This window comes from Solirubrobacter deserti (assembly GCF_027587175.1).
GTDB lineage: Bacteria > Actinomycetota > Thermoleophilia > Solirubrobacterales > Solirubrobacteraceae > Solirubrobacter > Solirubrobacter deserti.
In genome coordinates, this window is sequence record NZ_JAPCID010000003.1 from 18654 (window position 1) to 31636 (window position 12983).

Here is a 12983-nt window from a genome sequence, read left to right on the forward strand (position 1 = left end):
CGCAGGGGCGTAGGCTCCACTCGTATGTGGCGGGGGCTCGTCGCCGCGGTGGCCGTGCTGATCCTCGCCGCACCGGCGCAGGGAGCGGTCAAGCTGCGCCCGTGCGGCGGCGCGCAGTGCGGCGAGCTGCGGCGGCCGCTCGATCCCGAGCGGCCGCGGGGGCGCACGATCGACATCGCGTTCCGGCTCTACCGCGCCTCGGGGCGCGCCAGCGAGCCGCCGATCGTCGCGGTCGAGGGCGGGCCGGGCTATCCCTCGACCGGGACGCGCGTCGAGTTCCGCGCGATCTTCGGGCCGCTGCTGCGCACGCGGGACCTGCTGCTGGTCGACAACCGCGGGACGGGCGCTTCGGCGCTGATCGACTGCCGCTCCGTGCAGTCGTTCGCGGGGCGCACGAGCGGGCCGGCGTTCGCCCGGCGGGCCGCGCGGTGCGCGCGGGAGATCCGGCGCCGGCACGGCGATCCGTCGCTGTTCGCGACCGCGTACGCGGTGGACGACCTCGCGGCGGTGATCAGGACGCTCGGGTACCGGAAGGTCGACCTGTACGGCGACTCCTACGGCACCTACTTCGTGCAGGACTTCGCGGCGCGGCATGCCGGGCTGCTGCGCTCGGTCACGCTCGACTCCGCGTACCCGCGGCGCGGGACGGACCCGTGGTACGCGTCCTCGGCGGCCACGATGCGCTCGGCGCTGGAGACGGTGTCGCCGGGCGCGGTCGGGCGGCTGGGTGCGCTGCTCGCGCGGGTGCGGGCGGCGCCGATCCGCGGCGGCACGGACGACTCCGACGGCGCGCCGCTGGACGTGACCGTGGACCCGCGCGCGCTCTCCGATCTGGTCCAGGACGCCGCCAACGACCCGCTGATCTACCGCGAGCTCGATGCCGCCCTTCGCGCGGCGCTGGCGGGCGACGACGTGCCGCTCCTGCGCCTGGTCGGCCAGGCCGGGACCTGGAGCCACTCGCCGCCCGAGGCGTCGTACTTCTCGCGCGGGCTCTACCTGGCCGTCGCGTGCACCGACTACCCGCAGGTGAGCGGGCCGGCGCCGGACGTGTTCACGCCCTTCACGCCCGCCGAGTGGATGTCGGTCAGCGGCTTCACCCAGCCGTATGACGTGTGCGCGCGATGGCCGGCGCCGCGGCGCCCGCCGCCCACGGTCCCGGAGCGCCGGCTGCCCGCGTCGGTACCCGTGCTGATCGTCGGCGGCGACCTGGACTCGCTGACGCCGCTGAGCGACGCGCCCGCGTTCGGGCCGGCGCTGGCCGAGAACGTCCGCATCGTCACGCTGCGCAACACGGTCCACGTGACCTCGCAGGGCGCCACGCACCTGCTGGAAGGCACGGACTGCGCGCGGCGCGTGATCCGCTCGTTCCTGCGCGGCGCACTGGACGAGCGCTGCGCGGCGCTGATCCCGCCCGTGCGCGTGGCGGGCGGCTACCCGCTCACGCTCGCGGCGGCTACGCCGGCGACGGTCGTCTCCGGCCCCGACCCGGGTGAGGCGGCCCGGCGCGCGGTGACGGTGGCCGTCGAGGCGTTCGGGGACGTGATCGCGCGGCGGCTGTACTCGCACGGCAACCGCGGGCCGGGCCTGCGCGGCGGGCACTTCACCGCGGGCGAGCAGGGGGGCGCGGTGACGTTCCGGCTCATCAACGTGCGCTTCGTCGCCGACGCGCCGGTCAACGGCCGGGGCGTGTGGAGCCCGGCCACGGGCGCGGTCGACGCCGCGTTGCATGTGACGGGCGTGACCGTGCAGGTGCGCTGGAGCCGCGCGGCGCCGCGCGCGACGGTCATGCTCGGGGACTCGACGCTGAGCGTGCCCGCGCCGTAGCGATCAGCTGCGCCACGTGGTCGGCGGCCGCGTCGGGCACGGCGGCGAACGAGATCAGCAGCGTCGCGCCGGTGGCGCGCGCGCCGTGCTGGACGGCGCCGTCGAGCACGACGCCGCGCTCGCGGCAGGCGGCGACGAGCGCTTCCTCGCCGGCGTCCGGGACGTGCACGACGATGTGCAGCCCGGCCGCGACGCCGCTCACGGTGGCGTCCGGGAGCGTGATGGCGAGCGCCTCCAGCAGCGCGTCCCGGCGGCGCCGGTAGGTCCGCAGCGACCGGCGGATGTGGCGGTCGTAGGCGCCGCGCTCGATGAAGTCCGCGAACGCGTGCTGCTCGAGCGCGGGCAGGCCGTGGTCCAGGCTCTCGCGCGCGTGCAGGAGGCGCGCGTGCCAGGCGGGCGGCGCGATCAGCCAGCCGAGCCGAAGCGCGGGCGCGAGCGTCTTCGACACCGACCCGATGTGCAGCACCAGGTCCGGCCGCAGGCCCTGCAGCGCGCCGACGGGCGCGCGGTCGTAGCGGTACTCGGAGTCGTAGTCGTCCTCGACGATCACCGCGTCGTGGCGCTCGGCCCAGGCCAGCAGCTCCGCGCGCCGCGCCGCCGACATCACCACGCCCGTCGGGAACTGGTGCGCGGGTGTGACGAGCACCGCGCGCACGTCGCCGGGCAGCTCGTCGACCACGATCCCCTCCCCGTCCACGCGCACCGGCACCGGCTCGAGCCCTTGCGTGCGCAGCAGCTCCCGGATGTGGATGTGCCCGGGGTTCTCGACCGCGATCCGCGCCCCGTCCAGCGCGACCGCGATCGTCACCAGCGCTTGCGCCGCGCCCAGCACGATCAGCACGTCCTCGGCCGTCGCGAGCGTCCCGCGCACCCGTCCCCGGTACGCCGCGAGCACCTCGCGCACCCGCCGCGCCCCCGCGATCGGGGGATAGTCGAGCTCCGCGTCCCCGGCGCCCCGCACCGCCGCGCTCACGGACCGCACCCAGTCCGCCCGCGGGAAGCGCGACAGGTCGGGCCGCCCGGGCCGCAGGTCGTACCGCACGGGCGCCCCATTTCCTAAAGAGGGACTGTCCCTCTTTATGTTCGCCGACCCGGGTGAAGCACCCACGCGCCCGCCTGCAGAGCCAAAGTTTTCTAAAGAGGGACTGTCCCTCTTTAGGTTTGCGACGCGGGGGCCGGAGCGGGGCGCGACGACGAGCCAGCCCTCCGCGGCCAGCTGCGCGTAGGCGTCGCTCACGACGCCGCGGGAGACGGCCAGGTCGGTCGCCAGCACACGCGAGGACGGGAGGCGTTCGCCCGCGACCAGGCGGCCGGAGCGGATCGCGGCGCGCAGCTGGTCCTCGACCTGGCGCTGCATCGGGCCGGCGCCGCGCTTCAGCGCGACAAGCACTTCTCTGGCCTGGTTTTCGGACACCGATCTGGACCTTACACCCGGGCCAGGGCTGCCGTACCGTCACGAGCCATGAACGGATGGGTCAAAGGTGCGATCGCGGCCAGCGTCGTCGGCGCGTCGTTTCCGGTCAGCGACGCGCTCACGGACTACTCGTACACCGCGGGGCAGTTCATCCGCTACGCGCTGGGCGCGCTCGTGCTCACGGTGCTGCTCAAGGGCAAGCTCGGCCGGCCGACCGCGCGCGAGTTCCTGTTGCTGAACGCGACCGCCGCCGTCGGCATGGTCGGCTTCAACCTCGCCGTGCTCGCCGCGGTCGACCACATCGGCGCGACCAACGCGGGCGTGATCATCGGCGCCTCCCCGGTGATTCTCGCGCTCGCCACGGGCCACCGGCAGGTGCTCCCCGCCGCGCTGGTCGTCGTCGCGGGTGCGGCGATCGTCAATGGCGCCGACTCCACCGTCACCGCCCTCGGCGCGCTGTTCGCCGTCGCCGCGCTGATCGGCGAGGTCGGCTTCACGCTGCTCGCCGCGCCGCTGCTCCCGCGCCTGGGTCCGATGCGCGTCGCCGCCTGGACCGCGCTGCTCGCCACCCTCCAGCTCGCGCTGCTGAGCCGCGGCGAGATCCCCACGCCCACCGTCACCCACGCGGCCGCGATCCTCTACCTCGGCCTGGTCACGACCGCGCTCGCGTTCGTGCTCTGGTTCGCGTGCGTGCAGGAACTGGGCAGCGGCCACGCCGGCCTGCTCGTCGGCTTCATGCCGATCGCGGCCGTCGCCGCCGACACGGCCCTCAACGGCCGAGCGCCATCCACCGCGGACCTCACGGGGACGGCACTCGTGGCCGTCGGGATCGCCCTGGGCGCTAGGCCCGGGACGGTGAAGGCTCTGCTTCGTGGCGGAACTCGGGCAGCCAGTGCAACTGCTTCGGCAGGTACCAGTTCCACTTCCCGAGCAGCTTCATCGTCGCCGGCAGCAGGACAGCCCGCACCAGCGTCGCGTCGATGAGGATCGCGACCGCCAGGCCGACGCCCATCTGCTTGAAGTCGATGAAGCTCAGCGTGGCGAAGATCGCGAACACGGCGACCATCACCACCGCGGCGCTCGTCACCGTCGAGGCGGTCGCCTTGATCGAGTGCGCGACCGCGTCCTCGGTCTTCATGCCGCGGTCCACCGCCTCCTTGACCCGGCTGAGGATGAACACGTGGTAGTCCATCGACAGGCCGAACAGGATCACGAACAGGAAGATCGGCAGCCATGCGGTCACGCCACCGTTGGACTCGAAGCCGAGCAGGCCTTCGAGGTGCCCGTCCTGGAAGACCCACGTCAGCACGCCGTAGGCGGCACCCACCGACAGCAGGTTGAGCACGATCGCCTTGATCGGGATCACGATCGACCGGAACGTGACGAGCAGCAGCAGGAAGGCGAACAGGAGCACGAACCCGACGACCAGCGGCGCGCGGCCCTTGAGGAAGTCGACGTAGTCCTTGGTCTCGGCGGTCATGCCGGCCACGTACGCCGCCGACACGCCGTCCGCGCGGCCGACGGTCTGCGCGACCAGCGTCTGCCGCAGGTCCGCGAGCGCCTCCATCGACACGTCGTCGGTGCCGTTGCCCTGGATCGGGATCGAGATCTGCGCGACGTGCTTGTCGCGTGAGACGTTCACGTCGACCGGCCCATTGAAGCGCCCGGACTCCACGGCCCGCGCCTCCAGGTCCTTGACCGCGGCGGTCACCCCCGGCGCCGTCACGTCCTCGGCCTTGATCGTCACCACGGCCGGGATCTGCCCGCCCGGGAAGGACGCGTTGATCTCGTCATAGACCTGCATCACGGGCAGGTTGCGCGGCAGGTCGTCCGTGCCCGAGAGCACGGCGCGCATGCCCAGCGCGGGGAACGCCAGCGCGAGCAGGACGGCGATCGCGGCGACCGCCGAGATCAGCGGCCGGCGCAGCACCGCGTCGAGGACGGTGTTCCAGACGCGGCTCTCGCCGTCGGACCGGCGCAGGCGGCCGAGGAACGGGATGCGTCCCTTCTCCACCCGGTCGCCGAGCACGCTCAACACCGCCGGAACCACGGTGACCGAGCCGATCATGGCCACGAGCACGACCGTGATCGCACCGACGGCGAGCCCGGTGAACGTCTGGTCGCCGGCCAGGAACATGCCGGCCATGGCGACGATCACCGTGATGCCGGAGATCAGCACCGCGCGGCCGGAGGTCGCGGCGGCGATGTGGATCGCCTCGCGGTGGCCGACCCCGCGCGCCCGCTCCTCCCGCTCACGCCGCAAGTAGAAGAGCGTGTAGTCAACACCCACGGCCAGGCCGACCAGCAGGATGATCGAGGCCGCCTCGTCGCCGAGCGGGAACAGCTGCGACGGCAGCGCGACCAGGCCCAGTGCGGCGGCCACGGCCGACAGCCCGAGCAGCAGCGGCACGCCCGCGGCGACCAGCGCCCCGAACGCGAACACGAGGATGATCAGCGTGATCGGCAGCGACAGCGTCTCGGCCTTCTTGAAGTCGTCCTCGAACGCCTTCGAGAGCGCCTTGTTGGCCGAGGCCGAGCCGAACTCGCCCACGAAGACGCTGCTGTTCCGCGCTTGGACGCGGTCGACGGCCGCCAGCACCGGCACGACGGCCTTCTCGGCCGCTTCCTCGTCCCCGCGCAGCTTGAAGTCGACCAGGACCGACCCGTCCTTGGCGACCTGGTCGGAATTGACGTCGTAGACGCCCTTCTGCGCGGACACGGCGGCGACCGTGTCGTCCACGGCCGCCCGCACGGCGCGCGGATCACCGCCCTTGACGATCACGCTCTCGACGTTCTCGGTCGGGTAGTGCCGGTCGACGAGCTCGTGGGCCTTGCCCGAGTCGCCGACGTAGGTGGTGTCGTTCTCCGGCGCCTTCGTGCCGATCGCTCCGCCGATCACCAGCGAGAGCACGACGAAGGCGAGCCACCCGAAGATGGCCTTCTTGCGGTGCTGGGCACTCCAGCGGCCCATCCGGGCGGCGAAGTTCTTGTTGTCGGTCACGGTCCAGATGTTCGGCCCCTGACAGCGCGAAATCCGTGGAGCCTGCTGGCTTTCGCGCCTACCGCCCGCCACCGGGACGAGTACGGCTAGCCGCCATCCCGCTGCTGCGGTCAGCCCGCGCCGAACTGGACGGACGACCAGTGCTCCAATCGACCGGACTAAGGACTCTTGACCGATCTGCCGATGACGCGGGCGTGGAGACGGACCTCCGTCATCGCGCCCGGAGCGTTCGGGCCTCGTTTGCCCCCACCTACGGCCTGAGCCTGCTCGGGTGGGTCTACGCCGCGCTGACGTGGAACGAGCCCAACCGCCCCCTGATGGCGACGGCCTTCGCCGTGGCCGCGCTCTCGACGCTCGCGCTCGCTCGGCTGCCGATGGACCGGATCGTCGCCGGCCGCTGGCGCGAGCCGTTCTTCGTGAGCTGGAGCGTGAGCATCATCGCGCTGATCGCGGCGATTGTCGCCGCCGACGGCGGGATCACGAGCCCGACGACGCTCATCTACCTGTTCCCGCTGCTGTTCGCGAGCCTGTCCTATCCCGTGCGCTCGATGGCGATCGTGTACGCGGCCGCACTCTCCAGCTATGCGGTGGTGGGCGTCGCGTTCACGCCGGACCCCGATCCCGCGCGCGTGCTGATGGGGCTGGCCTGCCTCGGCTTCGCGCCGTTCGTCGGCGTCCTGCAAGCGCGCGAGCACGACCGCGAGCGGCGGGAGCTCACGCGCAGCGCGAAGACCGACGCGCTGACGGGCCTGCTCAACCACACCGCGTTCAAGGAGCAGCTCGACGCCGCGCTGCCCGGCCCAATGGCGTTGATCGCGCTGGACGTCGATCGGTTCAAGATGGTCAACGACCTGCAGGGTCACGCCGCCGGCGACGCCGCGCTGCGCTCCGTCGCCGACGCCATCCGCTCGGTCGTGCGCGGCGGCGACATCTGCGGGCGTATGGGCGGCGACGAGTTCATGGTCGCGCTGCCCGGCGCCGACCGGGCGATCGCCCAGCGTGTCGTGGAGCGGCTCGCGCTCGCGCTCTCGCTCACGCCGGTCACGGCCTCGGCGGGCCTCGCCGTCTGCCCCGAGGACGCCGCCGAGCGCGACGCGCTCATGCACGCCGCCGACGCCGCGATGTACGCCGACAAGCGCAACCGCACCCGCACGCATGATGAGATCCCGCGATGCTCACCAAGCTCGTCGGGATCAACCACGTAGCGCTCGAGGTCGACAGCATCGACGCGGCCCTCGAGTTCTACGGCCGCTTCTTCGAGCTGCATCTGCGCGGCGTGGCGCCGGGCATGGCGTTCATCGACATCGGCGACCAGTTCGTGGCCCTCGCGGAAGGGCGTGAGCAGGGCCCCGACGATGGCCGCCACTTCGGGCTGGTGGTCGACGACAAGGACCGGGTGCGCGCCGCGCTCGAGGCCGCGGACGTGGACATCGAGCCCGGGCCGCGGCTGGACTTCCGCGATCCCTGGGGAAACCGCATCGAGATCGTCGACTATCGAGACATCCAGTTCACGAAGGCGCCGGCGGTCCTGGCGGGCATGGGGCTCGAGGCGCTGGTCAAGCGGGAACCCGCCATCGAGCAACTGCGCGAGAAAGGTCTTCTGTAGCGCCTCTGAATCGCGGCGCGAGCGGGTATAGGGTCTCTCCGAGCCGGAGCATGGAAGCGCACAACTACGCAGGGGGACCAGGCAAGCTGGAAGCATTGCTGCACGAGGAGCGGGCGTTGCGGGCGGTCCTGGAAGGGCTGCCGGACGCGACCGTCGCCACGGGGCGCGACGGGCGGATCGTGTTCGTGAACGCGCACGCCGAGACGTTGTTCGGCTACGAACACGGCGAGCTGCTCGGCCGGCCGGTCCAGACGCTCTGGCCGGAGAAGGTCCGCGAGCGCTACACGCGCAACATGCAGCTGTATTTCGCGACCGAGCACCCGCTGCGGTTCACGATCCGCGCGGACGGCCTGCGGCGCGACGGCACCGAGTTCGTCGGCGAGATGAGCTGGGGGATCGTCGACACCGAGGCGGGCCCGCTGCTGCTCGCGATCGGGCGCGACATGACCGCGCACCGCGAGGCGATGTCCAAGCTCCAACGCCAGTCCCAGCAGGCCGCGGCGGTGGCCGCGCTGGGCGCGCGGGCGCTGTCGGGCGCGGACGTCGGCGACCTGGCCGTCGAGGCCGTGGCGCGGATGCGCGAGACGCTCGCGATCGACTACGTGGTCGTGCGGCGCGCGGGCGAGGTCCTGGCCGACTGGGGCGGTGACGGCGCGGAGCTGACGCGCTTCGAGATCGCCTTCGGCGACGAGGTGTTCGGCGAGATCTGCGTCGAGGGCACGCTCGGCGACGACGAGGAGAGCTTCCTACGGGCGATCGCCAACGTGCTGGCGACCGCGCTCGGCCGGCTGCGCGGCGAGGAGCGGATGCGCCACGAGGCGCTGCACGACCCGCTGACCGGCCTGGCCAACCGCGCGCTGTGCCGCGAGCGGCTGATTCACGCGCTCGCGCGCGCGGGTCGCGACCCGGGCGCGGCGTGCGTGCTGTTCATCGACCTGGACGATTTCAAGGCCGTCAACGACCTCTACGGGCACGCCGCGGGTGACTCGCTGCTGATCGGGCTGGCGCGCCGGCTGGTCGCGACCGTGCGTCCGGCCGACACGGTCGCGCGGCTGGGCGGGGACGAGTTCGTGATCGTGTGCGAGGACATCGACGAGCACACGGCGATCGCGCTCGGGCACCGCCTGACGGAGGCGATCCACGAGCCGCTGGAGATCGACGGGATCGAGCACCGGCTGTCGGCGTCGATCGGGATCGCGCTCGGCGACCCCGCGCGCCGCGACCCGGACGGGCTGCTGGCCGACGCCGACGCGGCCGCGTACCGCGCGAAGGCCGAGGGCCGCGGCCGCGTGGAGGTGTTCGACACGCGGCTGCGCCGACACGCGCGCGAGCGCCTGCGGACGGCGGCGGCGCTCGAGCGCGCGCTGTCGCTCGGCCAGCTGCGGCTCGCGTTCCAGCCGATCGTGTCGCTGACCGACCGCGGCGTCGTCGGGCACGAGGCGCTGCTGCGCTGGGATTCGCCGGGCGGCGTGATGAACGCGCCGGCGGACTTCATCCCGGTCGCGGAGGAGTCCGCGCTGATCGTCGAGATCGGCGCGTGGACGCTGATGCAGGCCTGCCACGAGAGCGCCTCGGCGTTCGGGCGCGAGGAGGACGGCCCGGCGATCTGGGTGAACCTGTCGCCGCGCCAGCTCGCGCAGCCCGACCTTCCCGCCGTGGTCGCGGACTGCCTGCAGTCGAGCGGGCTGCCGCCGGCCCGGCTGCGGCTGGAGCTCAAGGAGCGCGTGCTGCAGGGCGCGCCCAAGACGGCGCGGGCGAACGTGGTCGCCTTGCGCGAGCTCGGCGTCGGGTTCGCGCTCGACGACTTCGGCACGGGCTACTCGTCCCTGCGCGATCTGCCCGTGCGGGCGATCAAGATCGACCGCTCGTTCGTGGCCGCGCTCGGCTCCTCCGCAGGCGATCAGGCGATCGTGGCTGCGATCGTCTCGCTCTCGAGCGCGCTCGGGATCGCGGCGATCGCCGAGGGCGTGGAAAGCGAGGAGCAGGCGGCGCAGCTCGCGGCGATCGGCTGCCCGTACGCGCAGGGCTACCTGTTCGGCGCGCCCGGCCCGCGGATAACCTCCGAGCCGTGACCACGTTCGAAGAGCTCGACGCGCTGCCCTCCCACGAGCTGCACGACCGCGCCGTCAAGCGCGCGGAGCGGCACCTCGACGTGAAGTTCTTCTGGCGCCTGTTGTCGGAGACGCCCGCGGCCGAGGCCGCCGACGGCGACGCGCGGCAGGGCCAGGAGGAGGTCGCGCACTGGAGCCGCCAAGTGCTCGACGTGTTGCGCGGCGACGAGGGCGCGATGGACGCCCGGCGCCCGATCTACATCGACTACCTGCTCCGACATTCGGAATAGCGCGCATTAGGTCGTCCGGGGGGTTCTGGCGCATCCGCAGTTGACGGGTCCCCGCCGCGTCGGAGACGCTGCGCACGTGGACCTCATTCGTGAGCAGCCGAACACCGATCACTTCGAGCGCTACGACGGCGAGCCGATGGTGCAGAGCTTCCGCGTCGGCGAGCTCGGCTACGTCTGGATCACCACGGCCGAGGCCATGACGGTCCCCGGCTTCGGCATCCCGTGGATCGCCGGACAGCTTGCGCGCTACGACGCCGACGAGCTGGCCCGCGCGGTGGCCGGCGGCCTGCGCCTGCGCGCCGGCGCCCTCGTCCCGGCCTGAGCCCCGAAGGGCCTGGCCACCCTTTATCTTTGACGTGCGCGCGGCTCCGGTCGCGTGTCCGCGCCCGGAACGCGGCGGTCGTCCACACGGCCGCCGCGCTCGGCGACCGCACCGCCTTCTACGATCGCCAGTCCGATGGATCCCGTCCTGCGCACCCTGCTGCTGGAGCGGCTGAGCGAATCCGGCCTCGAACCCGAGGCCCGCAACGTGATCGAGGTCGCCGCGGACGCCGCAGCGCCGCCGCCCACGACGAACACGTCGCCGCCCGTGTGGCTGAAGACGGTGACGGTCGAGGGGTTTCGCGGGATCGGCAAGCCGGCCACGCTCACGCTCGAGCCGGCGCCCGGGCTGACCGTCGTGGTCGGTCGCAACGGCAGCGGGAAGTCGTCGTTCGCGGAAGGGCTGGAGCTGCTGATGACCGGCGCGCTCAAGCGCTGGGAGAAGCGCCCGAAGGCCTGGAGCGAGACGTGGCAGTGCCTGCATCACCTCGGGCCGACGCGGATCACCGCCGAGCTCGAGCTGGAGGGCGGCAGCACGGTCCCGCTGACGCAGGAGTGGCCCCACGGCGCGCCGTACGGGGACGCGAGCGGGCGGGCGGCGCCGGCCGCCGTGCTGAACGAGCACGGCTGGGACCGGGACCTGCCGAGCTTCCGGCCGTTCCTGGCGTACGCCGAGCTGGCGACGATGTTCGACACGCTCTCGTCGCTGTACGACGCGCTCACGCCGGTGCTCGGGCTCGGGGACCTGGACGCGCTCGCGGCCTCGCTCGCGCAGACGCGGCTCGCCTACGACGCCCAGCGCAAGCAGACGGCCGCGGAGAAGGACCAGCTCGTCGCGCGGCTGGATCCCGAGGACGAGCGGGCGGCGCTGGTGAAGGCCGCGATCGGCGGCCGCAAGCCGGACCTCGAGCAGCTCGACCAGCTCCTCGAGGAGGCGCCGGAGTACACCGAGGATCTGACGCTGCTGCGGCGGCTCGCCGGGCTCGCGCTGCCGACCGAGACCGAGATTCGCGACGCCTACCAGGACCTCAAGGGCGCCGAGCGCGAGTACACGGACGCGTCCGCCACCGACGCCTCCCGCGCGACCTCGGTCGCCACGCTCCTCCGCCAGGCGCTGGCCGTGCGCGACGGTGAGGACTGCCCGGTGTGCAAGACGCCCGGCGTGCTGGACGACGCGTGGGTGAAGGCCGCGCAGGAGGAGGCGGCCGAGCTGGAGGCGCAGGCCGCGACGCTCACGCAGGCCAACTCGAAGCTGCTGCTCGCGCGCCGCCGTGTGGACGCCCTGCTCGACGGCAACGCGCTCGCCGCGCCCGCGGCCGCCAAGCACCTGGGCCTGATCGACGAGGACCTCACGCTCGAGCGCGGCGACGAGACCGAGACGAAGGCGACGGTGCACACGCTGCGCGAGCTGACCCAGAAGGCCGCCACGGAGCTCGAGCGCAAGGGCGCCGCCTGGCTCCAGCTGGTGGGCGACCTGCGCCGTTGGCTCGAGCAGGCGCGGGACGTCGAGGCCAAGGCGTCCACGCTGAAGGCGGTCAAGGACGCCGAGAAATGGCTGAAGGGCGCGAGCGACGAGCTGCGGCGCGAGCGCTTCGCCCCGATCAGCCAGTCCGCGATCGCGAACTGGCGCGAGCTGCGCCAGGGGTCATCCGTGGACCTGCACGAGATCACGCTCAAGAAGGTCGGCAAGGGCGGCCGCGCGGACTTCGACGTGCGCGCCGACGACACCGAGGCCAACGCGCTCGGCGTGATGTCCCAGGGCGAGCTGCTCGCGCTCAGCGTCTCCGTGTTCCTGCCGCGCGCCGCCCTCGACGAGTCCCCGTTCCGCTTCGCCGTGATCGACGACCCCGTGCAGGCCATGGACCCGGCGAAGGTCGACGGCCTGGCCAAGGTCCTGCACCGCGCGGCCCGCACCCGCCAGATCGTCGTCTTCACCCACGACGACCGCCTCCCCGAGGCGATCCGGCGGCTGCGGCTGGACGCCACGATGCTGCACGTCGACCGCCGCGCGCAGTCGACGGTGGACGTGCAGGAGAGCCGCAGCCCGGTTCAGCGCTACATCGACGGCGCCCGCGGCTACGCCAAGCCCGACCGCCTACCGCCCGAGGTGCAGGCCCGCGTCGTGCCCATGTTCTGCCGCTCCGCCGTCGAGGCCGCCGCCGCGAACATCGTGCGCCGGCGGGCCGCCCAGCACGGCACCGACCTCAACGAGGCGGACGACCAGATCGCCGAGGCGCGCTCCCTGCGCGAGACCCTGGCGCTCGTGCTGTTCGGGGACGCGGGCCGCCACGGCGAGGTCGGCGGCGAGGTCAAGCGCCGCTACGGCGCCCCCTACGCCGCGCTCGTCACCGAGCTCAACCGCGGCGCGCACGGCAACCCGCTCGACCGCGAGACGCTCTCCCGCCTGCCGGACAACACGCGCGCGTTCATCCGCGAGCTCAACACGAACGCGAAGTGAGAGGCGGCGCTCGCCTGG

Annotated in this window: 9 protein-coding genes and 1 pseudogene; 8 read left to right on the forward strand and 2 right to left on the reverse strand. The window is 72.9% G+C overall.

Going from position 1 to position 12983, the window contains the following annotated elements:
• The first annotated feature begins 24 nt into the window (after positions 1-24).
• Positions 25-1824, forward strand: coding sequence for an alpha/beta hydrolase (locus tag OJ962_RS02360; protein WP_202955522.1), 1800 nt, complete (start codon positions 25-27; stop codon positions 1822-1824).
• On the opposite strand, the gene pdxR is transcribed toward OJ962_RS02360, so the two are convergent.
• On the reverse strand, positions 1784-3214 hold the full coding sequence (pdxR, locus tag OJ962_RS02365; RefSeq protein ID WP_202955521.1) for a MocR-like pyridoxine biosynthesis transcription factor PdxR: 1431 nt from the start codon (positions 3212-3214) through the stop codon (positions 1784-1786). The genes OJ962_RS02360 and pdxR overlap by 41 nt on opposite strands.
• 282 nt (positions 3215-3496) lie before the next feature.
• Here pdxR and OJ962_RS02370 point away from each other — a divergent pair.
• Positions 3497-4063 (forward strand): annotated as a pseudogene (locus OJ962_RS02370) (EamA family transporter); the annotation flags it as partial.
• Between the two features lie 16 nt (positions 4064-4079).
• Here the strand turns inward: OJ962_RS02370 and OJ962_RS02375 are convergent.
• Positions 4080-6239 (reverse strand): MMPL family transporter, encoded by a 2160-nt coding sequence (locus OJ962_RS02375; protein ID WP_202955520.1) that lies wholly within the window; start codon positions 6237-6239, stop codon positions 4080-4082.
• A gap of 194 nt (positions 6240-6433) precedes the next feature.
• Here OJ962_RS02375 and OJ962_RS02380 point away from each other — a divergent pair, with 194 nt between their 5' ends.
• The 6 genes from OJ962_RS02380 (at position 6434) to OJ962_RS02405 (ending at position 12965) form a co-directional block, all read left to right on the forward strand.
• Positions 6434-7444, forward strand: a complete 1011-nt coding sequence (locus OJ962_RS02380) for a GGDEF domain-containing protein (RefSeq protein ID WP_202955519.1) — start codon at positions 6434-6436, stop codon at positions 7442-7444.
• Entirely contained in the window at positions 7411-7845 is a 435-nt protein-coding gene (locus OJ962_RS02385; RefSeq protein WP_202955518.1) for a VOC family protein, read from the forward strand. The genes OJ962_RS02380 and OJ962_RS02385 overlap by 34 nt, the downstream gene beginning before the upstream one ends.
• Before the next feature lie 50 nt (positions 7846-7895).
• Positions 7896-9917: a putative bifunctional diguanylate cyclase/phosphodiesterase gene (locus OJ962_RS02390; protein WP_202955517.1), complete on the forward strand. Its 2022-nt coding sequence runs from the start codon at positions 7896-7898 to the stop codon at positions 9915-9917.
• Positions 9914-10186 carry a hypothetical protein gene (locus OJ962_RS02395; RefSeq protein ID WP_202955516.1) on the forward strand — a complete coding sequence of 91 codons (273 nt, stop codon included), beginning with the start codon at positions 9914-9916 and terminating at the stop codon, positions 10184-10186. The genes OJ962_RS02390 and OJ962_RS02395 overlap by 4 nt, the downstream gene beginning before the upstream one ends.
• A gap of 76 nt (positions 10187-10262) precedes the next feature.
• Positions 10263-10508 (forward strand): hypothetical protein, encoded by a 246-nt coding sequence (locus OJ962_RS02400; protein ID WP_202955515.1) that lies wholly within the window; start codon positions 10263-10265, stop codon positions 10506-10508.
• 135 nt (positions 10509-10643) lie between these two features.
• Positions 10644-12965, forward strand: coding sequence for an ATP-binding protein (locus OJ962_RS02405; protein ID WP_202955514.1), 2322 nt, complete (start codon positions 10644-10646; stop codon positions 12963-12965).
• The last annotated feature ends 18 nt before the right edge of the window (positions 12966-12983 follow it).

Bases quoted from the DNA above. Each gene is read 5' to 3' on its own strand.
- OJ962_RS02360 (WP_202955522.1), top strand. From the start codon at position 25: ATGTGGCGGGGGCTCGTCGCCGCGGTGGCCGTGCTGATCCTCGCCGCA.
- OJ962_RS02385 (WP_202955518.1), top strand. From the start codon at position 7,411: ATGCTCACCAAGCTCGTCGGGATCAACCACGTAGCGCTCGAGGTCGAC.
- OJ962_RS02390 (WP_202955517.1), top strand. From the start codon at position 7,896: ATGGAAGCGCACAACTACGCAGGGGGACCAGGCAAGCTGGAAGCATTG.
- OJ962_RS02405 (WP_202955514.1), top strand. From the start codon at position 10,644: ATGGATCCCGTCCTGCGCACCCTGCTGCTGGAGCGGCTGAGCGAATCC.